Annotated in this window: 21 protein-coding genes; 10 read left to right on the top strand and 11 right to left on the bottom strand. The window is 72.4% G+C overall.

Translation table 11 applies throughout. The annotated features are described in order from the left end of the window. Positions 1-41: 41 nt before the first annotated feature. A complete protein-coding gene (locus tag AB0M29_RS39505) occupies positions 42-617 on the bottom strand; it encodes a hypothetical protein (protein ID WP_365391647.1) in 576 nt (191 codons plus the stop codon). 198 nt (positions 618-815) lie between these two features. Here AB0M29_RS39505 and AB0M29_RS39500 point away from each other — a divergent pair, with 198 nt between their 5' ends. Next, entirely contained in the window at positions 816-2333 is a 1518-nt protein-coding gene (locus tag AB0M29_RS39500; protein WP_365391648.1) for an alpha/beta hydrolase, read from the top strand. 24 nt (positions 2334-2357) lie between these two features. Here the strand turns inward: AB0M29_RS39500 and AB0M29_RS39495 are convergent, their stop codons facing one another. Then, on the bottom strand, positions 2358-3191 hold the full coding sequence (locus AB0M29_RS39495; protein WP_365391646.1) for an aldo/keto reductase: 834 nt from the start codon (positions 3189-3191) through the stop codon (positions 2358-2360). A gap of 521 nt (positions 3192-3712) precedes the next feature. On the opposite strand from AB0M29_RS39495, the gene AB0M29_RS39490 reads away from it, so the two are divergent. The 6 genes from AB0M29_RS39490 to AB0M29_RS39465 all read left to right on the top strand — a co-directional run bounded on the left by AB0M29_RS39490 (position 3713) and on the right by AB0M29_RS39465 (position 12468). Next, positions 3713-4762 carry a LacI family DNA-binding transcriptional regulator gene (locus AB0M29_RS39490; RefSeq protein ID WP_365391645.1) on the top strand — a complete coding sequence of 350 codons (1050 nt, stop codon included), beginning with the start codon at positions 3713-3715 and terminating at the stop codon, positions 4760-4762. A 740-nt stretch (positions 4763-5502) separates the two neighbouring features. Further along, positions 5503-6837 (top strand): extracellular solute-binding protein, encoded by a 1335-nt coding sequence (locus AB0M29_RS39485; RefSeq protein ID WP_365391644.1) that lies wholly within the window; start codon positions 5503-5505, stop codon positions 6835-6837. A 103-nt stretch (positions 6838-6940) separates the two neighbouring features. Continuing rightward, positions 6941-7909 carry a sugar ABC transporter permease gene (locus tag AB0M29_RS39480; RefSeq protein WP_365391643.1) on the top strand — a complete coding sequence of 323 codons (969 nt, stop codon included), beginning with the start codon at positions 6941-6943 and terminating at the stop codon, positions 7907-7909. Further along, on the top strand, positions 7906-8811 hold the full coding sequence (locus AB0M29_RS39475; RefSeq protein ID WP_365391642.1) for a carbohydrate ABC transporter permease: 906 nt from the start codon (positions 7906-7908) through the stop codon (positions 8809-8811). The genes AB0M29_RS39480 and AB0M29_RS39475 overlap by 4 nt, the downstream gene beginning before the upstream one ends. A gap of 57 nt (positions 8812-8868) precedes the next feature. Then, positions 8869-10320, top strand: a complete 1452-nt coding sequence (locus AB0M29_RS39470; RefSeq protein WP_365391641.1) for a GH1 family beta-glucosidase — start codon at positions 8869-8871, stop codon at positions 10318-10320. Between the two features lie 63 nt (positions 10321-10383). Beyond that, on the top strand, positions 10384-12468 hold the full coding sequence (locus AB0M29_RS39465) for a SpoIIE family protein phosphatase (RefSeq protein WP_365391640.1): 2085 nt from the start codon (positions 10384-10386) through the stop codon (positions 12466-12468). Between the two features lie 33 nt (positions 12469-12501). On the opposite strand, the gene AB0M29_RS39460 is transcribed toward AB0M29_RS39465, so the two are convergent. Next, complete coding sequence (locus tag AB0M29_RS39460) at positions 12502-13113, bottom strand: LysE/ArgO family amino acid transporter (protein ID WP_365391639.1); 612 nt, start codon at positions 13111-13113, stop codon at positions 12502-12504. Between the two features lie 68 nt (positions 13114-13181). On the opposite strand from AB0M29_RS39460, the gene AB0M29_RS39455 reads away from it, so the two are divergent. Continuing rightward, positions 13182-14138, top strand: coding sequence for a LysR family transcriptional regulator ArgP (locus AB0M29_RS39455; RefSeq protein WP_365391638.1), 957 nt, complete (start codon positions 13182-13184; stop codon positions 14136-14138). Between the two features lie 57 nt (positions 14139-14195). On the opposite strand, the gene AB0M29_RS39450 is transcribed toward AB0M29_RS39455, so the two are convergent. From AB0M29_RS39450 to AB0M29_RS39440, 3 genes are all read right to left on the bottom strand, one after another. Beyond that, a complete protein-coding gene (locus AB0M29_RS39450; RefSeq protein WP_365391637.1) occupies positions 14196-17150 on the bottom strand; it encodes a glycoside hydrolase family 3 C-terminal domain-containing protein in 2955 nt (984 codons plus the stop codon). Positions 17151-17379: 229 nt separating this feature from the next. Beyond that, positions 17380-18051: an excalibur calcium-binding domain-containing protein gene (locus AB0M29_RS39445; protein WP_365391636.1), complete on the bottom strand. Its 672-nt coding sequence runs from the start codon at positions 18049-18051 to the stop codon at positions 17380-17382. Positions 18052-18157: 106 nt separating this feature from the next. Continuing rightward, positions 18158-18550 (bottom strand): hypothetical protein, encoded by a 393-nt coding sequence (locus AB0M29_RS39440; RefSeq protein ID WP_365391635.1) that lies wholly within the window; start codon positions 18548-18550, stop codon positions 18158-18160. 111 nt (positions 18551-18661) lie between these two features. Here AB0M29_RS39440 and ykgO point away from each other — a divergent pair, with 111 nt between their 5' ends. Continuing rightward, positions 18662-18784: a type B 50S ribosomal protein L36 gene (gene ykgO / locus AB0M29_RS39435; protein WP_033172643.1), complete on the top strand. Its 123-nt coding sequence runs from the start codon at positions 18662-18664 to the stop codon at positions 18782-18784. 284 nt (positions 18785-19068) lie between these two features. Continuing rightward, entirely contained in the window at positions 19069-19728 is a 660-nt protein-coding gene (locus tag AB0M29_RS39430; RefSeq protein WP_365391634.1) for a zinc ribbon domain-containing protein, read from the top strand. Between the two features lie 37 nt (positions 19729-19765). Here the strand turns inward: AB0M29_RS39430 and AB0M29_RS39425 are convergent, their stop codons facing one another. From AB0M29_RS39425 to AB0M29_RS39405, 5 genes are all read right to left on the bottom strand, one after another. Beyond that, on the bottom strand, positions 19766-20053 hold the full coding sequence (locus AB0M29_RS39425; protein WP_365391633.1) for an antibiotic biosynthesis monooxygenase: 288 nt from the start codon (positions 20051-20053) through the stop codon (positions 19766-19768). A gap of 67 nt (positions 20054-20120) precedes the next feature. Further along, positions 20121-20783, bottom strand: a complete 663-nt coding sequence (locus tag AB0M29_RS39420; protein WP_365391632.1) for a helix-turn-helix domain-containing protein — start codon at positions 20781-20783, stop codon at positions 20121-20123. A gap of 60 nt (positions 20784-20843) precedes the next feature. After that, positions 20844-22367 (bottom strand): MFS transporter, encoded by a 1524-nt coding sequence (locus tag AB0M29_RS39415; RefSeq protein WP_365391631.1) that lies wholly within the window; start codon positions 22365-22367, stop codon positions 20844-20846. A gap of 136 nt (positions 22368-22503) precedes the next feature. After that, entirely contained in the window at positions 22504-23751 is a 1248-nt protein-coding gene (locus AB0M29_RS39410; RefSeq protein WP_365391630.1) for an RNA polymerase sigma factor, read from the bottom strand. 17 nt (positions 23752-23768) lie between these two features. Continuing rightward, complete coding sequence (locus tag AB0M29_RS39405; protein WP_365391629.1) at positions 23769-24122, bottom strand: YciI family protein; 354 nt, start codon at positions 24120-24122, stop codon at positions 23769-23771. Positions 24123-24272 lie beyond the last annotated feature (150 nt).

Below are 24272 nucleotides of genomic sequence, written 5' to 3'. Positions count from 1 at the left end.
GGGGGCCGGCGGGGGGGGGGGGGGGCGGCCCGACGCCGGGGCTACGCGGCCGGCGGTTCCGTCAGCGCCCGGTGCAGTTCCGCGTACCGGACGATCTGGCCGCCCAGCACACCGACGGCCGCCAACTCGGCCAGCGAGACCAGCAGGAGCGGCACCCGCACCGGACCGGCGGCCCAGTACACGACCACCGCGGCGGTCGGTGCCGCGCAGAAGGTCAGCAGGTCGACGCAGAGTTGCAGGATCTTCCGCGACATCCGGCGGGGATCGCCCCGGTGAGCGCTCTCCCAGGCGAACACCCGTATCCCGCCCACCTGTTCGGAACCTTCGGTCAGCCCGGCCAGCCGCGGCGTCAGTTCCTCGCGCACATAGCGGCCGATCGCCGAGATCTTCTCGTCGTTCACCAGATAGGTCCAGCCGAGGATCACCGAGACCGGCGGCAGCACCAGCATCAACTGGGCGCGGCTGTCCGCCTGGAGGGCGCCCGCGACGACCGCGGCCATGGCGGCGAGCGTGGCGTACAGCAGGTTGTCGCGGAAGCCGATCCGCGCCCGCTGCTCCTCCTTGACCGCCGCGTACTCCGCGAGAAGGAGTTCGCCCAGCCGCACGCCCTGGTCCACCGATGCCCCCTGGCCTCGAAAGCCCTGCGCGCATCAGCATCCCAGCCCGGGCGGCGCGTTGGGGCCAGGACGGGAAGTCCGCTTGAACCTCCCGCAGGGGGAGTTCCTACGGTGCCGGTCAGCGCCGACGGCACACCGGCCGAACGCGCTGACGCCCACGCCGGGACGGTGTGGGCCAGGACGTACGAGGAGGCGAACATGACGGCGTTCGTGCTGGTGGCCGGACCCTGGACCGGCGACTGGATCTGGCGGATCGTGGCCGGGCGGCTGCGCGAGGCGGGCTGTGCGGCGTATCCGGCCACGCTCACGGGCATGGGTGACCGCCGCGACGAGGCGGGCCCCGACACCGACCTGGAGACGCACATCGGGGACCTGGTGCGGCTGATCGACGAGATCGACGACGAGCAGGTCGTCATTGTCGGGCACGGCATGGGCATCCATCCGGTACGAGGCGCCGCCGACCGCCGCCCGGACCGGATCAGCCGGATCGTGCACCTGGACGCGGGGATGCCGCGGGACGGTGAGTCGGTGCTCGGCCTGCTGCCCGACCCCGAGGCCAGGGCCCGGCTGCTCCAGCGGGCCGAGGACGGCTGGCGGGTCCCCGCGCCGACACGGGAGGAGTGGCCGGCGTGGGGGAGTCTGGCGGGTGTGCCCGACGAGGCACTGGACGAACTGGTCCGGCGCGGGGTGCCGCAGCCGCTCGGCACGCTCAGCCAGCGGCTCCGGCTGAGCGGCGCGGTCGCCGCACTGCCGACGACAGGTGTGCTGTGCACCGCCAACGGCGCCAGTATCGCCGTCGTCGAGACCCTGCTGGGACTGGGGGATCCGCAGATCCTGGCGCTCGTCGACCCCCAGGTGACCTTCTTCGAACTCGCCACCGGGCACTGGCCGATGCTGTCGGTGCCCGACGAACTGGCCGCGACGCTGCTGAAGGCCGCGGCGGGGGAGGGGCACCGGCTGACCGCGCCCCCCGCGGCCGAACAGCCCGCCGCGGCAAAGGGGTTCCTGCTCGATGTGCCCCCGCGGCCGCGCGAACGGGTGGGACGGATCGACCTCTACCTGCCGGACGAGCAGCCCGGCACCGACCCCGGGCCGCGCCCGGCCGTGCTGTTCGTGCACGGCGGCCCGGTGCCCGCCGACCGCCGGCCCACACCCCGCGACTCGGACACCTTTGTCGGCTACGGCAGTTACGTCGCGGGGCTGGGCGTGGTCGGCGTCACCCTCGACCACCGGCTGCACGGCATCGGCGACTACGGGCGCGCCGCCGAGGACGTGGCCGCGGCCGTGGAACTGGTCAGGGCCGATCCGCGGGTCGACGCCGACCGTGTCGCGCTGTGGTTCTTCTCGGCGGGCGGGCTGCTGTCGGCGGACTGGCTCGCCGCGCCGCCGCCCTGGCTGCGCTGCCTCGCCGCGACATATCCGGTGCTGGCCCCGCTGCCGGCCTGGGGGCTCGGCGAGACCCGGCACCGCCCGGTGGCGGCGGTCCGGAAGGCGGGACGGCTGCCGATCGTGCTGAGCCGGGTGGAGTTGGAGCACGCGGAGTTCGCGGTGACGGTCGGGGAGTTCCTCGGTGCGGCCGAGGACTGCGGCGCCGACGTCGAGGTGATCGACGTACCGCTCGGGCACCACGGGTTCGAGACCGTCGACCACACGGAGGGCACCCGGCACGCGGTGGAGCGCGCGGTCAGCTCCGTACTCGGGCATCTGACCCGGTAGTTGAGGGTGCGGCCAAGGCCCCGCTCAGGGCACGTAGTCGAAGGTGTCCGGGTCGGGGCCCTGGCGCTCCCCGCGGTCGAGCGAGGTGATCGCGGCCATGTCGTCCGGCGTCAGCTCGAAGTCGAAGAGCCGGAAGTTCTCCTCGACGCGCTCGCGCGTGACCGACTTCGGGAACACGATGTCGCCGCGCTGGAGGTGCCAGCGCAGGGTGACCTGGGCCGTCGACCTGTCCAGCCGCTCCGCGATCGCCGCCAGCACCGGATCCCCGAGCACCTTGCCCTGGGCGATCGGGGACCACGCCTCGGTCGCGATGCCGTGCCCGGCGCCGAAGGCGCGGACGTCGTCCTGGGCGAAGTAGGGGTGCAGCTCGATCTGGTTGACCGCGGGGACCACCGTGGTCTCGCGCAACAGCCGTTCCAGATGGGCCGGTTTGAAGTTGGACACCCCGATCGCCTTGGCCCGCCCGGAGGCGTAGATCTCCTCCAGCGCCTTCCATGTCTCGATGAAGTCACCGACGGTCGGCAGCGGCCAGTGGATCAGGAAGAGGTCCAGGTACTCCAGGTCGACATCGTCCAGGGTGCGGGCGAACGCGGTGAGGGCGTCGCCGAACGCGTGGTCGCGGTTGTTCAGCTTGCTGGTGACGAAGACCTCGGCGCGGTCCAGGCCGGAGGCGCGGACGGCGGCCCCGACCTCCTTCTCGTTGCCGTACATCTGCGCGGTGTCGATGTGCCGGTAGCCGATCTCCAGCGCGGTGCGGACCGCGTCCTCGGTGTCCCGCGGTTCGATCTGGTACGTGCCGAAGCCGAGCTGTGGGATCGGTATGCCGTTGTTGAGCGTGACATCAGGAATTGAGGTCATGCGCGCGACTTCCTTGCCTTGTCGACGCGGCCGCCCCCGGACTGGGGGGATGGGGGGGCGGTCCGGCGGAATGGCCTTCTCCACCGTACGGTCGGCGGACCGGTACGGCCTCTCGGGGCCCAGGCCCTGGTGGGGACGCGGTCCCCGGTGGCACGGCGGCGTGGCGGCGACGGGGGGGGTGCCGGCCGCGCTGCGCCGCCGCGGGGGACGCGGGGACCGCGTGGCGAGCCGACACGGCTGACGAGGGGGGAGTCGCCTGCCGTGTCGGCTTCGCGAGGCGGGGGGTGCCTCATAGGGGCGGCTGCCCGGACTCGGCGGGGGCAAACCGCCTCTTTCCCGGGACTTTCCCGGGGACTTCCGGGGGAGCGTTTCCGGTCACCGGAACCCTCCTTCGGAGAGCGCTCTCACGAGCGCTGGTAACCCGTTACTCTGTCTCTGTCCGCGACCCGCCGCTACCCGCCGCGCGGGCCGTACGCCCCTCGTACGGCCGCCGTACGACCGCACGCCGAAGGAGCCGTCCCGTGTCCGACCCGAGCTTGGCTCCGCGCCCGACCCTCGAGGAGGTCGCCGCGCGGGCCGGGGTCTCCCGGGCCACCGCGTCACGGGTGGTCAACGGGGGTGCCGGGGTGCGGGGACCGCTGGTGGAGCGGGTGCGGACCGCCGTCAGGGAGCTGGGTTATGTGCCCAACCAGGCGGCCAGGACCCTGGTGACGCGGCGCAACGACGCGATCGCGGTGGTGGTCGCGGAGCCGGAGACGCGGTTCTTCACCGACCCGTTCTTCGCCCAGCAGGTGCGCGGGATCAGCAAGGAGCTGACCGCGCACGACAACCAGCTGGTGCTGCTGCTGACCGAGGGCGTGGCCGATTACGAGCGGGTCGGCCGCTATCTGGCGGGCGGGCACGTCGACGGCGCGCTGATCTTCTCGCTGCACACCGACGACTCGCTGCCCGTACTCGCCCGCAGCGGCAGCGTGCCGATCGTCATCGGTGGCCGGCCGACGTGGCCCGACCGCCAGTCCAGTCGGAGAGCGCTCTATGTGGACTGCGACAACCGCGGTGGCGCCCGCGACGCCGTACGGCACCTGCTCCGGATCGGGCGGCGCCGGATCGCGCACATCACCGGGCCGCTGGACCAACTGGCGTCCGTGGACCGGCTGGACGGCTTCCGTGACGTGCTGCCGGAGAACGATCCCCGGCTGATCGCCGAGGGCGACTTCACCCCCGAGGGCGGCGCCCGCGCGATGGCCGAACTCCTGGAGCGCTGCCCCGACCTGGACGCCGTCTTCGCCGCCTCCGACGTCATGGCCTCCGGCGCCCTGCGCGTCCTGCGCACCGCCGGCCGCCGCGTCCCCGACGACGTCGCCGTCGTCGGCTTCGACGACATGGTCTCCGTCGCCGAATGGACCGACCCGCCCCTGACCACCATCCGCCAGGACATCGAGGAAATGGGCCGCCTCATGGCCCGCCTCCTGCTGCGCGCCATCGAACCCCCGGCCGCCACCCGCGCCTCCCTCCCCGCCCCCTCCTCGATCATCACCCCCACCCACCTCGTGCTCCGCGCCTCGGCCTAGCCGCCTCCGGCGGGGGGCAGCAGGACGGGGCGCGCACCTGATCGCCCGCCGCCATCGCAGGTCGGGCGCGGCCATCCGCCCCCAGACGCTCCAGCGCACGCCGCTGGGCTTCTCCCGCCCGAGCCCTGCTCGTTCCCGCCGCAGCCGCAGCCGCAGCCGCAGCCGCAGCCACCTCCGTCTCGCCTGCCAGCGGCGTGCGCGCGCCGCGCCGCGCTCCCCGGCCGCGAGATGCCCTCCGGTGACCGACGCTGCGGTGGCCGTCCAGGGTGCCACTTCCACCCCGACCCCGGCTCGCCCCGCGCGTACCTGGTCGCCCGCCGCCACCGCACGTCAGGCGCGGCCATCCGCCCCCGACGCCCCAGCGCGGCACTTTCCGCGACCGCGCCGCCGGGCTTCTCCCGCCCGAGCCCCGCTCGCTCCCGCCGCATCCGCCTCGCCTGCTGGCGGCGCGCTCCCCGGCCGTGAGATGCCCTCGGGTGACCGACGCTGCGGCGCCCGTCCAGGGCGCCACTTCCACCCCGCCCCCGGCTCGCCCCGCGCGCAGCGGCACGCACGGTTTGGACCGTCGCGCGCAATTTGGTGACAACTTCTGTAGGCGGAAACGCTTACGGCTGGATCGTTGGCCGGGTGTGGTGACGAGGGTTGACGGGGGGACTCCGGAGCGTGCACTCTCCTGCCCATCGTCTTGAGAGCGCTCTCAAACCGTCACTTCTGTTTCTTGAAGCCACGGGAGGCTTCCCATGCCCAACGTCAGAGCTGCCGGGGTCACCGCCCGGCGTATCTGCGCCCGCGCCGCCGCGGTCGTCCTCGCCGGAGCGCTGCTCGCCGCCTGCGGATCGAGCTCCTCCGGCAACTCCTCCGGCGACTCGGCGGACGGGGCCGCCGGGGGCGGCAAGGTCACGCTGACCATCGATCTCTTCGGCACCTTCGGCTACAAGGAAGCCGGTCTGTACGACGAGTACCACAAGCTCCACCCGAACATCACGATCAAGGAGAGCGACACCGAGAACGAGGCGGACTACTGGAAGGCGCTGCAGACCCGGCTCGCCGGCGGCGGCGGTCTCGCCGACATCCAGGGCATCGAGGTGGGCCGGATCGCCGCCGTCACCCAGCAGCAGTCCGACAAGTTCGAGGACCTCGGCCCGCTCGGGGCCACTGCCCTCAAGTCGCAGTTCGCGCCCGCGAAGTGGGCCGCCGCGACCACCTCCGACGGCCGCACCCTGGGCCTGGGCACCGACATCGGCCCCGAGGCGATCTGCTACCGCTCGGACCTGCTGAAGCAGGCGGGCCTGCCGACCGACCGCGACACCCTGGCCAAGCAGTGGTCCACCTGGGACGGATACCTGGCGCTGGGACGGCAGTACGCCGCCAAGGCCCCGGCCAAGAGCCACTGGACCGACAGCGTCGCCAGCCTCTACACCGTCATGAACGGTCAGCAGAAGGAGCGTTACTACGACGACTCCGGCAAGCTCGTCTACGACACCAACCCGGCGGTGAAGACCAGTTGGGACACGGCGGTGCAGGCCGCGCACGACGGACTGAGCGCCAAGCTCGCCGAGTGGTCCCCGGCCTGGAACCAGGCGTTCGCGGGCGGCTCCTTCGCCACCATCGCCTGCCCGGCGTGGATGCTCGGCTACATCAAGGGCCAGGCCGGTGACGCGGGCAAGGGCAAGTGGGACGTCGCCACCCTCCCCGGTGGCGCGGGCAACTGGGGCGGCTCGTACCTCGCGCTCCCCAAGGGCGGCAAGCACACCAAGGAGGCGTACGCGCTCATCCAGTGGCTGACCGCCAAGGACCAGGAGGCGAAGCTCTTCACCAAGCAGGGCAGCTTCCCGTCCAACGTCGGCGCGATCGCCGCGGTGCAGAACGTCACCGACCCGTACTTCGGCAACGCCCCGATCGGCAAGATCTTCGGCACCGCCGCCCAGCAGGCCCCCGTGCAGATCCTCGGCGTCAACGACAACGACGTGAACACGCAGATCACCAACGCCCTCGGCGAGGTGGAGCAGAAGGGCACATCGGCGCAGACCGCCTGGAGCCACGCGCAGAAGGGCGTCAAGAACGCCCTCGGCTGACCCGGCCGCCCGGCGACCGCTGCCGGGACCGGAGGCCCCCGGTCCCGGCAGCACCCCCGAACTCCCGTCCCGTCCCCGCCCACCCCAGCCGAAGGGCCGCCCGATGACCCTCTCCGCCACCGCCGCCGCCCGCCCGGCGCCGCCGCCTCCACCGACGCCGTCGCGCGAACAACGGACCCGGCGCCTGCTGCGCGGTCTGTCGCCGTACGCCTATGTGGCGCCGTTCTTCGCGCTGTTCGCCGCGTTCGGGCTGTTCCCGCTGCTCTACACGGCGTATGTGTCGCTGTTCCGCGTCGAGTTGCAGACGCCGAACACCATGGAGTGGCGGGGTCTGGACAACTACACGGCGCTCTTCCACGACGAGTTCTTCTGGACGGCGCTGCGCAACACCTTCACCATCGGCGTCATCTCCACCGTCCCGCAGCTGATGATGGCGCTCGGTCTGGCCCATCTGCTCAACTACCGGCTGCGCGGGCGGACGTTCTTCCGGGTCGCGATGCTGCTGCCGTACGCGACCTCGGTGGCCGCCGCGACGCTGGTCTTCGCGCAGCTCTTCGGCCGCGACTACGGCCTGATCAACTGGGCGCTCGGCACGGTCGGCATCCACCCGGTCGACTGGCAGACCAACACCTGGGCCTCGCAGATCGCGGTCTCCACCATCGTCACCTGGCGGTGGACCGGCTACAACGCGCTGATCTACCTGGCGGGCATGCAGTCGATTCCCGGTGAGCTGTACGAGGCGGCCGAGATCGACGGCGCCTCGCGCTGGCGGCAGTTCCTCCATGTGACGCTGCCCGGCCTGCGGCCGACGATCTTCTTCACGATCGTGGTGTCCACCATCGGCGCGACCCAACTCTTCGGCGAGCCGCTGCTGTTCGAGGGCAGCCAGTCCGGCGGCATCTCGCACCAGTACCAGACCCTCGGCCTCTACATGTACGAGCAGGGCTGGGGCTACTTCCACCTGGGCCGGGCCGCCGCCATCGCCTGGGTGATGTTCCTGCTGATCGTGGTGCTGGTCGGCGCCAACGCCCTGGTGGTCCGCCGCCGCGCCCGTAAGGAGTCCGTCCGATGACCGCGCTCAGCGCTCCGCCCCGGCACCGGCAGCAACCGGCGGCCGGGCCCGCGCGCCGCTCCCTGGTACGGCCGGGCGCGGGGCGGCACAACAACGGCGGACTGCTCGCCTACGCGATCCTGATCGTCGCGGTGCTGGTGTCCGCCTTCCCGTTCTACTGGACGATCGTCGCCGCGACCCGCTCCAACTCCGAGCTGAGCCACGTGCCTCCGTCGCTGCTGCCCGGCGGCCGGCTCAGCGCGAACGTGCACGCGGTGCTCGACCAGGCCGACATCGGCAAGGCACTGGTCAACTCGCTGATCGTGTCGACCTCGGTGACCGTGGGTGTCGTGCTCTGCTCGACGCTGGCCGGATTCGCCTTCGCGAAGCTGCGCTTCAAGGGCAGGGGAGCGCTGCTGGCGCTGACGGTGGGCACCATGATGATCCCGCCGCAGCTCGGTGTGATCCCGCTGTTCATGACGGTGGCGAAGCTGCACTGGGTCAACCAGCTCCAGGCGGTGATCCTGCCGGGCCTGGTGTCGGCCTTCGGGGTGTTCTTCATGCGGCAGTACCTGGTGCAGGCGCTGCCCGACGAGCTGATCGAGGCGGGCCGGGTCGACGGCGCGTCGCACGCGCGGATCTTCTGGTCGATCGTGGTGCCCGTCGCCCGGCCGGGGATGGCCGTGCTGGGGATGCTGACCTTCATGGCCTCCTGGAACGACTTCTTCTGGCCGATCATCGCGCTGACCTCGCAGGAGCCGACCGTGCAGGTGGCGCTGCGGCAGCTCGGCGGCGGCTATGTGCACGACCAGTCGGTGATCATGACGGGCACCCTGCTCGGCACCCTGCCGGTGCTGCTGGTCTTCGGCCTGCTCGGGCGGCAGATCGTGGGCGGCATCATGCAGGGCGCCGTCAAGGGCTGAGCCGACCGTCCGCCCGTACCTCCCCCCACCGACCCGAGCCCTTGGGAGCGCTTTCACATGACCGCTGTCGACGACCAGCCCGCCGCCCGCACCCTGCGGTTCCCGCCCGGATTCCGCTGGGGTACGGCCACCGCCGCGTACCAGATCGAGGGCGGGGCGCAGGAGGACGGCCGTACGCCGTCGATCTGGGACACCTTCAGCCGTACACCGGGCCGGGTGCTCAACGGCGACACCGGCGACATCGCCGCCGACCATCTGCACCGGATGCCGGAGGACGTGGCGCTGATGGCCGAACTCGGCCTGACCGACTACCGGTTCTCGGTGTCGTGGCCGCGGGTGCAGCCCACCGGCCGCGGCCCCGCCGTCCAGCGCGGCCTCGACTTCTACCGGCGGCTCACCGACCGGCTGCTCGACGCCGGGATCCGGCCCGCCCTGACCCTCTACCACTGGGACCTGCCACAGGAGTTGGAGGACGCGGGCGGCTGGCCGGAGCGGGAGACCGCGCAGCGGTTCGCGGACTACGTGGCGGTGGTCGCCGAGGCGCTCGGCGACCGTATCCCGCTGTGGACCACGCTCAACGAGCCGTGGTGCAGCGCCTTCCTCGGCTACGGCTCCGGTGTGCACGCCCCCGGCCGCACCGATCCGGAGGCCGCGCTGCGCGCCGCGCACCACCTCAACCTGGGCCACGGCCTGGCCGTCGGTGTGCTGCGCGAACTGCTGCCGGAATCCGCCGCGGTCTCGCTGGTGCTCAACCTGGCGGCGGTGCGCGGCGCTTCGGACGCGGCCGCCGACCGCGACGCGGTGCGCCGGATCGACGCCCTGGCCAACCGGATCTTCCTCGACCCGGTCTTCCACGGCAGCTACCCGCGCGACCTGCTGGACGACACCGAGGAGGTCACCGACTGGTCCTTCGTCCGCGACGGCGACCTGGCGGAGATCTCCCGGCCGATCGACATGCTCGGCCTGAACTACTACACGCCGACCGTGGTGGCCGCCGCCGGTCCCGGCCATGTGCCCTCCGGCACCCCCTCGCCCTGGCCCGCCGCGGACGAGGCCGTACGGTTCCTGCCCGCCCCGGGCCCGCGTACCGCCATGGACTGGCCGGTCGACGCGGACGGCCTGGCCGAGCTGCTGGCCCGGCTGCGCCGCGAGCTGCCCCGTACCCCGTTGCTGATCACCGAGAACGGCGCCGCGTACCACGACTACGCCGACCCGTCCGGCGCCGTCCGCGACCCCGAGCGGATCGCCTATCTGGAGAGCCACCTGGCGGCCGTCGAGCAGGCCATCGCCTCGGGCGTGGACGTCCGCGGCTACTTCCTCTGGTCGCTGCTGGACAATTTCGAATGGGCGTACGGATACGGCAGGCGGTTCGGGATCGTCCATGTGGACTTCGCCAGCCAGCGCCGCACGCTCAAGGACAGTGCCCGCTGGTACGCGGCCCTCATCGCGGCCAATCGCGGACAGGTGCCCGCCGACGGGAGGCGGAGCAGATACCGCCGGGGGCGGTGACCGGGCCGGTCCGACGGGCGATCTCGGCGCGCCCGGCGGGCCGCCACGGGCGATGATCGGAGGATGAGACCCCCCGGTCGTGACGACGGCGTCCCCGAGCTGGAGCCCGAGGTCTTCGACCGTGCCATCGTGCCCGTGGCGCTGACCGCGGGCCCCGAGCACCGGCTGATGTACTACAACGACGCCTTCCTCACCCTCTTCGGCCCGCGCCCGCTGGGCGTCCCGGCCGCCCAGGCGTTCGCGGAGCCCGCGGCCGCGCCGTTCCTCGACGTCCTCAAGGAGGTCTACGAGGACAAGACCGCACGTCAGGTGACCACCCCGCGGGTCACCGAGGGCCTCACGCCGGGCGCGGCCGGGCCGCGGCACTTCATCTACAGCTGCTCGCCGGTCGTCTCCCGGCACGGCACCGGAGTGCTGGCCGTGGCGGTCGACACCACCGTCCAGGTGGAGGCCGTCGAGCGCGCCGAGGACCTCGCGGAGGAGCGGCACCAGGCGCTCCAGCGGTACGAGGCGCTGATGTCGGCGGTCTCGCAGATCGTGTGGCTGATGCGGCCGAACGGGGAGATCACCGAGCTGGTCGGCGGCTTCGAGACGTTCACCGGGATGCCGTGGCGGCCGGTGGTCGACGCGGTGTGGCTGTCGGCGGTCCACCCGCACGACCGGGCCGGGCTGATCCAGACCTGGCGGGACGCGGCGTCCGGCACCCCGTCGCTGTTCGTCTGCACCTTCCGGCTGCGTACCGCCTCCGGGGTGTACCGCAGGGTGCAGTCCCGGGCGGTGCCGGTGCTGCGCGGCGGCGTCACCGTGGAGTGGATCGGCACCACGTCGGACGTCGAGGACCAGTGGCGCAACCGGCTGCGCGAGCGGCTGCTGGCCCGGGTGGCCACCGTCACCGCGGCCGACGACGTGAACCAGGCGTTCGCCGCGACGGCCGCGGCGGTCGTCCCGGAGCTCACCGACGCCTGCGCGGTGTTCCTGCTGCCGTCCCCGGGGATGCCCTCCGGCTCGGGCCCGCCGACCGCGACCCGGATCGCCTCCACCGCGCGGGCCGGGCTGCCCGCACCGCCCCCGATGCACCTCCAGACGTACCAGGTCGGCCCGATCGCCGAGCAGGTCATCGAGAGCCGGCGGCCCCGGCTGCTGACCTTCCCCAGCGGCGAGCCGCCCGCCGGTGTGGTGCCGGACGTGTCCACCGCCTGGCTGCGCGAGGCCAGGGCCACCAGCCTCACCCTGGTGCCGATCGTCATCGACTCCGCGGTGGTGGCCTTCGCCGTCGCCGCGGGGTGCGCCGACAGCCCGCCGCCCGGCCCCGCCGACCTGGCGCTGCTGGGCGAGATCCTGCACGAGGTGCGCGAGCCGCTGCGGCAGGCCATGGAGCTGCAGCGCACCCGGCACACCGCGCTCACCCTGCAGCGGGCGCTGCTCACCCCCACCCCGCGGGTGCCCGGCGCGGAACTGGCCGCGCACTACCAGCCCGCCAGCAGGACCGCGGAGATCGGCGGCGACTGGTACGACGCGCTGCTGCTGGCCGACGGCTCGGTCGCGCTGACCATCGGCGACATCGCGGGCCACGACCTGGAGGCGGCCACCTCGATGAGCCAGCTCCGCAGCATGCTGCGCGTCATCGCCTACGACACGACCCGGCCGCACACCCCGGCCGACAACCTGGCACAGCTCGACAGCGTCGCCGACGGCCTCGACATCGCACCGCTGGTGACCGCCGTCCATGTGAACCTGGTGCCGCGGCGCGGCGGCGGATGGCACGCCACCTGGTCCAACGCCGGGCACCCGCCGCCGCTGCTGCTCCCGGTGGGCGGACCGCCGCGCTTCCTGGAGGGAGACGGCCCCGACCTGCCGCTGTGCGTCGCGCCCTGGATGCCGCGCACCGCCACGCGCTTCGACCTGGGGGTGGGCGACACCCTGCTGCTCTACACCGACGGCCTCATCGAGGTGCCGGGCACCGATCTCACCGAGGGCATGGAGCACCTGGCCGAGCACGCGGAGGAGGCCGCGGCGGAGGGGATGACGCTGGCCTCGCTCTGTGCGCGGCTGCTGGCCGCGGCCAGCGACCGCCGCGACGACGCCGCGGTGATCGGCTTCCGCCCGATCGCCCAGGGCCGCGTGCACTCCTCCGGGCAGTGGGTCTGAGCGCAGCCGCCGGGCGGCCCGTCCGCGGCGGCGTCAGGCCCTGGCGACCATCGCCACGCCCAGCACGGTCATGGTGACGGCGATGACACCGTCCAGCGCGCGCCAGGAGCCGGGGCGGGCGAAGGGCCGCCTGAGCAGGCGCGCGCCGAAGCCGAGGCCGCTGAACCAGACCACGCTCGCCGTGGCGGCGCCGGCTCCGAACCACCAGTGGCCCGATCCGTAGCCGTTGGCCAGCGACCCGAGCAGCAGCACGGTGTCCAGGTAGACATGCGGGTTGAGCCAGGTCATGGCGAGGCAGGTGAGGACCGCGGACCGCAGCGAGGTGCTGGCCGCCCCTGAGGCGTCCAGCGCCCCGGGGCGCATCGCGCGCCGCGCGGCCAGCAGCCCGTAGCAGACCAGGAACGCGCCGCCGATCCAGGCGGCCACGGTGACCGCGGTCGGCCAGGCTTTCACGACGGTCCCGACGCCGCCGATCCCCAGGGCGATGAGTACGGCGTCGGAGGTGGCGCAGATCGCCACGACGGCGGCGACGTGCTCCCGGCGGATGCCCTGCCGCAGGACGAACGCGTTCTGGGCCCCGATGGCCACGATGAGCGACAGCCCGGTGCCGAAGCCGGCGAGTGCCGCGATAAGTGCCTCACGCATGGTTCGAGGCTAGGAGCGGCGGCGATCTGAATCCAGCTAAGGATTCTTACGTAACATTAGCGCTTGTGATGACAGATCTGCCGCTGGACCTGGTACGCACCCTGCTCGCCGCCGTCGACGAGGGCACCTTCGAGGCGGCCGCGGAGGCCCTGCATGTCACTCCGTCCGCGGTGAGCCAGCGGATCAAGGCGCTGGAGCAGCGCACCGGCCGGGTGCTGCTGCTGCGCTCCAAGCCGGTCCGGCCCACCGACTCCGGGGAGATCGTCGTGCGCTTCGGGCGGCAGCTCGCCCGGCTGGAGCGGGACGCGAGCGCCGAACTGGGCCTGTCGGACGACGCCGGGGCCACCACACTGCCCATCGCCGTCAACTCCGACTCGCTGGCCACCTGGTTCCTGCCCGCCCTCGCCAAGGTGCCCGCCGAGCTGCGCGTCTGCTTCGACCTGCACCGCGAGGACCAGGACCACACCACACGGCTGCTGCGCCAGGGCCGGGTGATGGCCGCGGTCACCAGCTCACCCGAGCCCGTACAGGGCTGTACGGTGCGCGCGCTCGGCCGGATGCGGTACCGGGCCATGGCCACGCCCGAGTTCGTCGCCCGCCATCTGGCGGCCGCCCCGCGCGGTGACGCCCTCGGCGAGGTGCTCGGAGCGGCCCTCGGCGACGCGCCGATCGTGATGTTCGACCGCAACGACGACCTGCAGGACCGCTTCCTGCGGGACCTGGCACCTCACCGGACGGCGGGCCGCGCACGGCACTACGTACCGGCCTCGGAGTCCTTCGTCGAGGCGGTCGCCGCGGGGCTCGGCTGGGGGATGATCCCCGAGGCGCAGGCCGCGCCCTACCGGGCCGACGGCACCCTGGTCGATCTGCCGGTGGGGCGCCCGGTGGACGTCCCGCTCTACTGGCAGCAGTGGAAACTCGACTCGCCCGCGCTGGCCGCGCTCGCCGACGCCGTGCAGCGGACCGCGGCCGTCGCCCTCAAGGAGCGGCACACAGCGCGGCGGGCGCTGCGCCCGCCGCGCTGAGCGCGGTGCCGGCCGGTGGCATGCGGGGGGAGGACACACCACCGGCCGGCCGTCCGGTCACCCGTAGGCGTTGAACTCCGCGATCGACCACCAGTAACTGGAACTCCCGGTCTGTGTGACCCGGATGTAGCGGGCGGACTGCGCCGGGAAGGACGCGGTGATCAGTGCCGCCGCGCCGCTCCCGGTGGCGACCGGCGCGCTCCAGCTGGTGCCGTTCGACGACAGGGACACCTGGTAGCCGCGGGCGTAGTCACTGGCGCTGCCCGCGGAGTCCATCGTGATCTGGTCGATGGTGTGGGCCGCGCCCATGTCCACGGTCACCGTCTGGCCGTTCGCCATCGGTGTGCCGGTGCTCCAGCGGGTGGCCGGGTCGCCGTCGAGCATCCGCGCGGCCACGTCGCCGCCGCCGGTCGCCGACGCGGAGGCGGTCCAGCCGGTACGCGGCAGCACGCCGTGCCCGGTCCCGCCCGGGATGGTGGTCTGCCCGGTGAGCCGGATGTCGCGCGAGGAGGAGCCGACGGAGACTGTGTTGGTGCCCGCCGCGTTGGTCCAGGCCGTGGTCCAGTACTGGAAGCTGCGGGCGTCGAGGGTGATGTTCACATGCTGGGTCTGGCCGGGGTCGAGGGTGACGCGCTGGAAGCCGCGCAGGTTCTTGGGGGGCTCGCCGGTGGTGGCCGGCTGGCCGACGTAGACCTGGGCGACCTCGGCCCCGGCGCGGGTGCCGGAGTTGGTGACGTCGAAGCCGACGGCGACATTGCCCGAGCTGTCGGGGCTGGAGACGGTCAGTCCCGAGTAGCTGAAGGTGGTGTACGACAGGCCGTAGCCGAAGGGGTAGAGCGGGGTCTTGTTCTGGGAGTCGTACCAGCGGTAGCCGACGTCGACGCCCTCGCTGTACTGGACGGTGTTGTTCTGGCCCGGCCACTGCGCGGCGGTGTGCGCGGGCGCGTCGGCGAGGGAGGCGGGGAAGGTGACGGGCAGCTTCCCGGAGAAGTTGGTGTCACCGTAGAGGAGCCGGGCGATGGCGGTGCCGTCCTCCTGCCCGGGGTACCAGTTCTCGATGATGCCGCGGACCGAGTTGGCCCAGGGCATGGTGACGGCGGAGCCGCTGTTGACGACCACGACGGTGTTGGGGTTGGCCGCGGCCACATCCGTGACGAGCTGGTTCTGGGCGCTGGAGAGGTCGATCGACGACAGGTCGCCGCCCTCGGACTCGAAGTCGCTGACGAAGACCACGGCCAGGTCGGAGGCGCGGGCGGTGGCGACCGCCTGGTCGTGCAGCGACTGGCCCGGGATCGACCAGCCGAGCGTGGCGTTGCTGCCGCCGCCCGCCTGGTAGTAGTCGACCTCGATGCTCACCGGCTGGTTGGCCGTCAGGGTGACCGTACCGGTACGGGTCGTCGGGCCCTGGTCGAACCAGTTGTTGATGATCTGCTGGCCGTTGACGAACAGCCTGCTGCCGTCGTCGCTGTTGAGCGAGAAGGTGTAGCTGCCGCTGGCGGGCGGGGTGAGCGTGCCCGTCCACTTCGACGACCAGTTGGTGGCGTTGACCCCGGGTGCGGGGGACTGGCCGCCCCATACGGAGTCGATGTTGGCGTCGACGCGGGAGGCGACGACCGCGCCCGACAGGTCCTTGGTGTTGTGGTACTCGCCGTACAGGCCGTTGCCGCTGCCCTGCGAGGGCTTCAGGTACTGCGGCGCGACCGGGTTGAGCGAGCCGTTCGCCGCCGCGACGCCCTGCGAGTACGTCACCGAAGTGCCGCTGCCCGCACGGGCCTTGAGGCCCTGGTACGGGGTGACGACATGCGGGGCGTTCACTCCGGCGCTGCCGCCGCCCTGCGTCATCGCGTCGGATCCGGCGTCGTCGCCGATCACCGCCATCGACTTCACCGTGGACGCCACCGGCAGCACCGAGGAGGCGTTCTTCAGCAGGACGCTGCCCTCCTCGGCCACCTGCTGCGACACCGCGGCGTGCGCGGGGGAGGTGACGACGGCGTTCAGCGAGCCGTTGTTGGGGTTGTCGAACAGCCCGCGGCGGAACATCGAGACCAGGATCCGCCGTACGTGGTCGTCGATGGTGGCCTGCGAGACCTGGCCGCTGCTGACGGCGTTGGTGAGCGCGGTGCCGTAGTAGTCCGCGCCCGGCATCTCCATGTCCAGGCCGTTGTTGGCCGAGGCGACCGTGGAGTGGGTGGCGCCCCAGTCGGAGGTGATGAAGCCGGAGAAGCCGAAGTCGCCCTTGAGGACGCCGTTCTGCAGCGGGCCGTTCTCGCAGGCGAAGGGGCCGTTGATCTCGGAGTACGAGCACATCGCCGAGTCGGCCTGGCCCTGCTTGACCGACGTCTCGAACGCCGGGAGGTAGATCTCCCGCTCCGCCCGGGCGGAGACCACCGCATTGTCGGCGGTGCTGTTGCGGTTGGTCTCCTGGTTGTAGACCGCGTAGTGCTTGACCTGCGCCATCGGGCCCTGGCTCTGGATGCCCTGGATGTCGGCGGCGCCCATCTGCCCGGCCAGATACGGGTCTTCGCCGAGTGACTCGAACGCCCGGCCCCAGCGCGGGTCGCGCACGATGTTGATGGTCGGCGCCAGCACCACATTGGTGCCCTTGCCCCACTGCTCCGAGCCCAGCACCTGGCCGTAGCTCTTCATCAGGGCCGGGTCCCAACTGGCCGCACCGGCCACCGGGGCCGCCATCTGCGTGACGTTCGTCAGCCCGTCACCGGCGCCCACCGGGCCGTCCTGCAGATGCAACGCCGGTATGCCCAGGCGGGAGTTGCCGTCCACGCAGCCCACATAGCCGCAGGACGCGCCGCCGTGGAGCATCGTCAGCTTTTCGGCCTGCGTCATCGCGGCCAGCAGCTCGTCGGCCCGCTGCTCGGGAGTCTGCGCGGTGTTCATCCACGGCTGCACGGCGGCGGCATGTGCGGGGGTCTGGCCACCGGTGACCGCGGTGGCACCGGCGGCGAGTAACAGCGCGGCCGCGAAGGGCAGCACCGTTCTTTTCCAATCACGCATGGGGGGACTCCAGACGGCAAGAGACGGCGTGGAGCAACGGAGAGCGGAGCATGGGAGAGCGGAGCAACGGTGCGACCTGGGTGACGGGTGCGCGTCAGGCTGCGGGAGTGACGATCGTCTCAACCCGACGCCCTGTCAAGAGTTGTACACAACGGGCTCCCGCACCGCGTGAATCCGCCATTGCTCGGAGGCAGTTGCCGTACGGAGAGCGGTCGCGACCCGCTGCCCGTCACCCCTCGTAAGGCTCGCAGGCGAGACCGTCGTGGTCGCGGTCGAGCCTGTCCTCGTAACCTGGTTGGCCCCGCGGAATCGAGTAGGCGCCGTGCTCGTGCGCGTCCGTACAGTCCTTGTAGAGCCCTGATGTGGCCGACGCCCCGCCGCCGGGCCGCGATCCGGCCACCGCGTGGACGGCGGCGCCGACGATGACGCCATGCTTGACCGTATACGTCCCCTCGAACTCCTCGGTCGTGCCGTCGCTCTGCACCGCGTCGAGCCGCAGCGTCACACTGTCCGCTGCGGCGTTCAAGATCTGAATGCCGTCGTACGCGGTGTCCGCGAAGCCCCGGACGAAGGACCCGTAGGACGGGCTGAGGTTCTTGCCTCCGAGCGACCAGGCGGTCGCGTAGTCCTTCGCGTTGATCGCGTTGTAGTACGCGCTCACCACCGCGGTGGCGGACGCCGGGCTGGTCCCGCCCGGCGCGGGCGGTGGCGGTGGTGCCGTGGTCCCGCCGGCGGCCGGGCTCGACACGGGCGTCGACGGCGGGGCGGACGACGGGGAGGTGACGGTCGTCGTCACCGTGGCGGCCGACTGACCGCCGTGCCCTGAGGAGCCGCAGCCGCCGGCCGCGGTGACGGCGGCCACGATCAGCAGCGCCGCGGGGATCAGACGTACACGGCCCACAGGACTCACCTCACGGTGCGTACCCCTTCCTCAAGAGTGCGCGCCGGCGGCCGATGTCGCCCGCCGGGGCGGCTCAGTGACCGCTCGCGACCCCGCGGGTCGGCCGCTAGGCGGCGTCCGGGCCGTCGTGGTCGGCGCTGTCGTTCTTGTCCGGGTGCGCCATTGAGCCGGGGCTGGAGAAGTCGGGGCTGGAGAAGCCGGGTGCCGAGAAGCCCGCTTCCTCGGGGACCAGGTCGTCCGTCGCGTCCGACTCGTAGTCCGGGCCCTCGAAGGGCGGGACCACGAAGTCGGGCGGGGTGTAGTCGCCGAGTGCGCCCAGCTTCGGTATCGAGCCGGGGCTGGAGAAGTCCGGGCTGGAGAAGCCGGGGCTGGAGAAGTCCGGCTCGCGGTCGGTGTCGTCGCTTTCCGTCGCCGGACTGTGGCCGTCCGTGCCCGGGGCGCCCCCTTCGCCGTCTTCCGGGCGCTGGCGGTCGGCCGGATTGGGCCGGGTGTCGCTCATGGCGGTTCCCCTCACTGCGGTTCCCACCGCGGTCCGCGGACGACGGAATGAACGCGGGAGCGTCACCGTTGTCACGCCTGCAAGGAAGAGTACGAGCAGGAAGGGGGCCTCATGAAGGTCCGTAACTCACTGCGCTCGCTGAAGAACCGGCCGGGCGCGCAGATCGTCCGCCGCCGCGGCAAGGTCTATGTGATCAACCGCAAGGACCCGCGGTCCAAGGCCCGCCAGGGCTGACCGCCGCGCGCCGCCCTCGACCCGAACGGGACCGCCGTCACCGCCGGCGGTCCCGGCGTTTCGGTGGCCCGCGGCGTCACTCCCGTAACTCCCGTACAGGGCGCCGGGATTCGCCGGCCCACCCGCCGGCACGTCTCCAGGGGGAGGCGTATGTCCTTCCCTGACGGGCGTGTGTCAAAGTGTCCTTCGCCCGAGAACCGGAACGGCGTGCGGGGCGTCCGTGCCAGGTGGGGGACGACGGGTCAGGGGGCCCGTCGACGAGTGCGTCCGGCGGAGGCCAGGGGATGAGTTCCGAGATCTACTTCAGCAACAACTACCGCGACATGTGCCAGGAACACGGCACCGGGGCGGGCTTCCAGTTCGAGTTCCACTGCAACCGCTGCCAGGACACCTGGCGCTCGCCGTTCGAGGCGTACGCCAGCGGGCGGGTGGCGGGCTGGGTCGGCAAGGGCGTCAGCGCCGCGTGGGGGATGTTCGGCAGAACCGGCAACGGGGTGTCCAGCGCGGCGGACGGCCTCGCCGGGGCGGGCTTCGGCAACGCCCGCGACGCCGCCTTCCAGCGGGCCATCAACAACGCGCAGGGCCACTTCAACCGCTGCCCGCGCTGCACCCACTACGTCTGCAACCGCTGCTGGAACGCCGGCCAGGGCCTCTGCCTGAGCTGCGCGCCCGACACCGCGGCCGAGGCGCTCGCCGCGCAGCAGCGCGGTCTCAACGACATGGTCTCCGACCGGGCGTACGCCGCCGGGCAGCAGAACGCCCAGAGCTTCGACGTGAACGCCCCGCGGCAGCTCGTCTGCCCGCAGTGCCGCACCGAGACCCACGGCAGCCCCTTCTGCCCCGGCTGCGGCCACCATCTCGCCCAGGCCGAGCGCTGCACCGGCTGCAACGCAGAGGTGCCCACGGGTTCCGCCTTCTGCCCCGGCTGCGGCACCAGGCGCTGAACGCCGCCGACCGCGGGCGCCGCGAGGGCGCCCGCGGTCAGTCCACCTGCGCGCCCTCCTCGGCGCTGACCAGCGCGTCGATCGCCGCGAAGAACTCCGCGATCCCCGGCAGATTCGGGCCCTTGGCGCGGGAGGCGGCGAAGTCCTCCGGGCTCTTCCAGGTGACGATGTCGAGCCATTCGCCGCCCGGCAGCTGGACCAGCCGGGCGTCGATGAACCCCGCGCGGTCGGCGCGGAAGTCGGCCAGCATCGCCGGGCGGGCGGCCAGCAGCGCGGCCTCCTTGTCCGCGGCGACGCGGAAGCGGGTCAGTTCCACGGTGTTCATCGGTACTCCCTCGTTCCTGCGGGCGGTGTCGCCGGTGACGGCGGCCCCGACGCCACGATGATCAAGGTCACCGTACAGCGGGCCGCTCGCCCGGCGCCCGGTCCGGGTGGGCCACGCCGGTGATGAGGGTCAACTGCTCGCGGCTGACCGGGACTCGGGCGGACTGCGGGGCGGCCGCGCGCAGGCCCGCGAGGTGGATGTCCAGATGCCGCTGCCAGGCGTCGGGCGCCACGGAGCCGGTGGTCTCCACGATGCCGCGCACCGCCCACGCGACCGCCATCACATCACCCAGACGGATGTCGGGGCCGATCCTGCCGTGCCGCTGTGCCTGGCCCAGGAGTTCGTCGATGAGGTCGCGCAACTGCTCGACGCAGTCGGCCTTGGAGCGGCCCACGGCCTTGACGGCGTAGCCGCGGTGGGTGCTCAGCGAGTGGCCCAGCACCCGCAGGAAGACCTCGAGTCCGGTGCCGTCGTCCAGCGTCAGCGCCCTGCGGGCCTCGACGACGAGTTCGCTGAGCATCAGCCCGACGATCTCGTCGACGAGGGCCTCCTTGTTGGGGAACCGCCGGTAGACCGTGCCGACGCCCACCCCCGCACGCGACGCGATGAGTTCCATGCTGGCGTCGGTGCCGAACTCGGACACGACGTCGCGCGCGGCCTCGATCACCAGCTGCTGGTTGCGTACGGCGTCCCGCCGCATCGGCCGTTCCCGCGTGTCGTGTGCTGCCATCGTCACTCCCGGTCGGTGCGGCGGTGCGTGCCGCGGAGATCGCGTGTCACTCGCCTGTCGTCACTCGGCCCTGTCCCCGGCGACGGCGTCCCCGGTGACAGTGTCCCGACCGACCGTACCGCCCGGTACAGCGGCGTGCGGCGCGTGCGCGGCCCCGTGGGCGGCCTCCTGGGCGGACTCGTGGACGAACTCCACCCGGCGGGCCCGCGCGCCGACCGGGATCAGCACGGCCGCGAACGCGGCCACCAGCAGCGCGCCGCCGAGCATCGCGAAGCCGTGGGTGTACCCCGCCTCGCGCGGCAGACCGTCGGCGGCGGGCCCCGCGGTGACGACGCTCGCCATCAGCGCGGCGCCGATCGAGCCGCCGATGGTACGGATGTTGGCGTTCATCCCGCTGGCCACACCGGTCTGCTCCGGCGGCACCGCGCTGACGATCAGCGTCGACATGGCGGCGAAGGCGAGACCGAAGCCGACGCCCATCACGGCCGTGGCGAGGTACAGCTCCCAGGTGTGCGTGTGGGCGAAGGCGAGCAGCGCCATCGAGGTGGTGCCCACCAGGGAGCCCAGCAGGACCACGGTCTTGCCGCCCACCCGCGCCGCGAAGCCGCTCGCGCCCAGGCCGACCAGGAACATGGTGACGGTCATCGGCAGCAGGATCAGCCCGGACTGGGTGATGCTCGCGCCGAACCCGTAACCGGTGGACTTCGGCGTCTGCACGAACTCCGGCAGGAAGGCGAAGACCGCGTACATCCCGACGCCGAACAGCAGCGCCACCAGGTTGTTGGTCCACACCGCCGGGCGGCGCATCATCGACATGTCGATCAGCGGAGTCGCGGCCGCGCGCTCCACGGCGACCCAGCAGACCGCCAGCACCAGCGCCGCGGCGAACAGGCCGATGACCTTGCCCGAGGCCCAGCCCCAGCTGGGCGCCTGGCTCAGTGCGACGAGCAGCGCGACCAGCCAGGACGACAGCAGCACCGCGGGAAGGAAACTGATCCGGCCGGGGGTGCGCACCGGCGACTCGGGGACGAAGATGGCGGCGGCCACGGCGGCGGCGATGGTGAGGATCATCGGCAGCCAGAAGAGCCAGTGGTAGTCCAGCGCGTGGACGATCGGGCCGGCGAGCACGATGCCAAGGCCCGCGCCGACCGCGCTCAGCGAGGCGATGGCGCCGACCGCGCCGGACAGCTTCTCGCGCGGGAACTCGTCCCTGATGATGCCGAAGGCCAGCGGCAGCACACCGCCGCCGATGCCCTGGACGACCCGGGCGATGATCATCACCTGGACGTTGGTGGCCAGCGCCGCCAGCAGCGAGCCCGCCGCGAGCGCGGAGAGCGTGGCCACGAAGACGCGCTCCTTGCCGATCATGTCGCCGAGGCGGCCCATGATCGGCGTGAATATCGACGCCGACAGCAGATACGCCGTCAGCACCCAGGTGACGGTGTTCTGGTTGGTGTGCAGATCCGCCTGGATCGTCGGCAGCACGGGTGTGACGAGCGACTGCAGCAGCGCGTAGGCGTTCACACCGGCCGCCAGCACCGCGAACGTGACCTGGTGATGCGTGCGCCGGGTCTCGGACGCCATGGAACTCCCTCACGAATGAAGCGGAACGACCATTCCGTTAATACGCAAAGGATAACGTACGAGGAATGGTGATTCCGTTTCGTGACAGGGTCGCCCGGGGGGCGCGCGGGAGGCCGCACGGTGCACTCGGCGCAGGTCAGGCGTGCGGGAGCGCCCGCAGCCTGGCCCGCAGGAAGTCCTGCTCGGCGGCGTTCCCGGTACGGGTCAGCGCCGCCTCGTACGCCGCGGCGGCCTCGGTGCGGCGCCCCAGCCGCCGCAGCAGATCGGCCCGTACGGCGTGCAGCAGGTGGTAGCCGTCGAGCGCCGTACCGAGGTCGTCCACGAGTTCCAGACCGCGCTCCGGTCCCTCCAGTTCGGCCACGGCCACCGCCCGGTGCAGCGCCACCACGGGGCTCGGCGCAACGCTGAGCAACTGGTCGTAGAGCGCCACGATCTGCCGCCAGTCGGTGGCCGCGGTCGTCGGGGCGTCGCTGTGCACCGCGTTGATCGCCGCCTGGATCTGGTACGGGCCCGGCCGGTTGCGGCGCAGGCAGCGCCGTACCAGCTCCTGCCCCTCGTCGATCAGCGCGCGGTCCCAGCGGCCGCGGTCCTGGTCGGCCAGCAGCACCAGGGCGCCGTCCGGCGTGGTGCGGGCCGGGCGCCGCGCGTCCGACAGCAGCATGAGCGCCAGCAGGCCCAGCGCCTCCGGCTCGTCGGGCATCAGCGCCACCAGCAGCCTGCCCAGCCGGATCGCCTCCGCGCACAGCCCCTCGCGGACCAGACGGTCGCCGGAGCTGGCCGCGTACCCCTCGTTGAAGATCAGGTAGACCACGGCGAGGACCGCCCGCAGCCGGTCGGGCAGGTCGCTCTCGAACGGGACGCGGTAAGGGATCCGCGCGTCACGGATCTTGCCCTTGGCCCGCACCAGGCGCTGGGCCATGGTCGGCTCCGGCACCAGGAAGGCGCGGGCGATCTCGGCCGTGGTCAGCCCGCCGAGCAGCCGCAGTGTCAGCGCCACCCGCGCGGCGGGGGCCAGCGCGGGATGGCAGCAGGTGAAGATCAGCCGGAGTCGTTCGTCGCGCACCGCGCCCTCCTCCTCCGGTGCGTCGTGGGCGAGCATCAGCTCGGTGGCCCTGGCCTGGCGGTCGTCGCGCGACGCCTCGCGGCGCAGCCGGTCGATCGCCCGGTTCCGTGCGGTGGTGATGATCCAGCCCGCCGGGCTGGGCGGCAGCCCGGCGGCGGGCCAGCGCTCCGCGGCGGTGGTGAAGGCGTCCTGGACCGCCTCCTCGGCGATGTCGATGTCGCCGAAGACGCGCACCAGGACGGACACCGCGCGGCCGTACTCCGCCCGGAAGACCCGCTCGATCTCCGCGACGGGCAGCGGGTTCTCGCGTGTGCCGGACATCCGCCCCTCCGTACCGCTCAGCCCATCACGTCGTGGAACGGCCGCACCTCGATCGGCAGGGTGGTCGCCGCGGCGCACTTGCGGCCCCACTCCAGCGCGGCGTCCAGGTCCGGCGCCTGGATGATGCTCAGACCGCCGAGCAGTTCCTTGCCCTCGATGTACGGGCCGTCGGTCATCAGCGTCTCGCCGTCCTTGACCCGCACCACGGTGGCGGTGCTGGGGTCGTGCAGTCCGCCCGCGAACACCCAGGCCCCGGCGGCCTTGAGCTCGTCGTTGAACGCCCCGACGTCGCGCATGATCGCGGCCAGCGCCTCGGGCTCGGGCCGCTGGGCTCCGGCGGGCTGAATGACACTGAGCAGGTAGTGCAGCATGGTCGTCCTCCTGGGCCCGGCCGCCGACGTCGTGCCGGCGTCTCACCTTCTACACGAACGGCCCGGCCCCGGATCGACACCCGGCCGCCACGGGTTTACAGCCGATTCCCGGCGCGCTACCTTCACCGTACGAATGGGAGCGCTCCCACA

The organism is Streptomyces sp. NPDC051976 (assembly GCF_040680795.1).
Taxonomy (GTDB): Bacteria; Actinomycetota; Actinomycetes; order Streptomycetales; family Streptomycetaceae; genus Actinacidiphila.
Note: the sequence above shows the minus strand (reverse complement) of the source record. Positions and strands in the feature narration are given on the sequence as shown.

Bases quoted from the DNA above. Each gene is read 5' to 3' on its own strand.
- AB0M29_RS39500 (WP_365391648.1), top strand. From the start codon at position 816: ATGACGGCGTTCGTGCTGGTGGCCGGACCCTGGACCGGCGACTGGATC.
- AB0M29_RS39495 (WP_365391646.1), bottom strand. From the start codon at position 3,191: ATGACCTCAATTCCTGATGTCACGCTCAACAACGGCATACCGATCCCA.
- AB0M29_RS39485 (WP_365391644.1), top strand. From the start codon at position 5,503: ATGCCCAACGTCAGAGCTGCCGGGGTCACCGCCCGGCGTATCTGCGCC.
- AB0M29_RS39480 (WP_365391643.1), top strand. From the start codon at position 6,941: ATGACCCTCTCCGCCACCGCCGCCGCCCGCCCGGCGCCGCCGCCTCCA.
- AB0M29_RS39475 (WP_365391642.1), top strand. From the start codon at position 7,906: ATGACCGCGCTCAGCGCTCCGCCCCGGCACCGGCAGCAACCGGCGGCC.
- AB0M29_RS39470 (WP_365391641.1), top strand. From the start codon at position 8,869: ATGACCGCTGTCGACGACCAGCCCGCCGCCCGCACCCTGCGGTTCCCG.
- AB0M29_RS39465 (WP_365391640.1), top strand. From the start codon at position 10,384: ATGAGACCCCCCGGTCGTGACGACGGCGTCCCCGAGCTGGAGCCCGAG.
- AB0M29_RS39460 (WP_365391639.1), bottom strand. From the start codon at position 13,113: ATGCGTGAGGCACTTATCGCGGCACTCGCCGGCTTCGGCACCGGGCTG.
- AB0M29_RS39455 (WP_365391638.1), top strand. From the start codon at position 13,182: ATGACAGATCTGCCGCTGGACCTGGTACGCACCCTGCTCGCCGCCGTC.
- AB0M29_RS39450 (WP_365391637.1), bottom strand. From the start codon at position 17,150: ATGCGTGATTGGAAAAGAACGGTGCTGCCCTTCGCGGCCGCGCTGTTA.
- AB0M29_RS39440 (WP_365391635.1), bottom strand. From the start codon at position 18,550: ATGAGCGACACCCGGCCCAATCCGGCCGACCGCCAGCGCCCGGAAGAC.
- ykgO (WP_033172643.1), top strand. From the start codon at position 18,662: ATGAAGGTCCGTAACTCACTGCGCTCGCTGAAGAACCGGCCGGGCGCG.
- AB0M29_RS39430 (WP_365391634.1), top strand. From the start codon at position 19,069: ATGAGTTCCGAGATCTACTTCAGCAACAACTACCGCGACATGTGCCAG.
- AB0M29_RS39425 (WP_365391633.1), bottom strand. From the start codon at position 20,053: ATGAACACCGTGGAACTGACCCGCTTCCGCGTCGCCGCGGACAAGGAG.
- AB0M29_RS39420 (WP_365391632.1), bottom strand. From the start codon at position 20,783: ATGGCAGCACACGACACGCGGGAACGGCCGATGCGGCGGGACGCCGTA.
- AB0M29_RS39415 (WP_365391631.1), bottom strand. From the start codon at position 22,367: ATGGCGTCCGAGACCCGGCGCACGCATCACCAGGTCACGTTCGCGGTG.
- AB0M29_RS39410 (WP_365391630.1), bottom strand. From the start codon at position 23,751: ATGTCCGGCACACGCGAGAACCCGCTGCCCGTCGCGGAGATCGAGCGG.
- AB0M29_RS39405 (WP_365391629.1), bottom strand. From the start codon at position 24,122: ATGCTGCACTACCTGCTCAGTGTCATTCAGCCCGCCGGAGCCCAGCGG.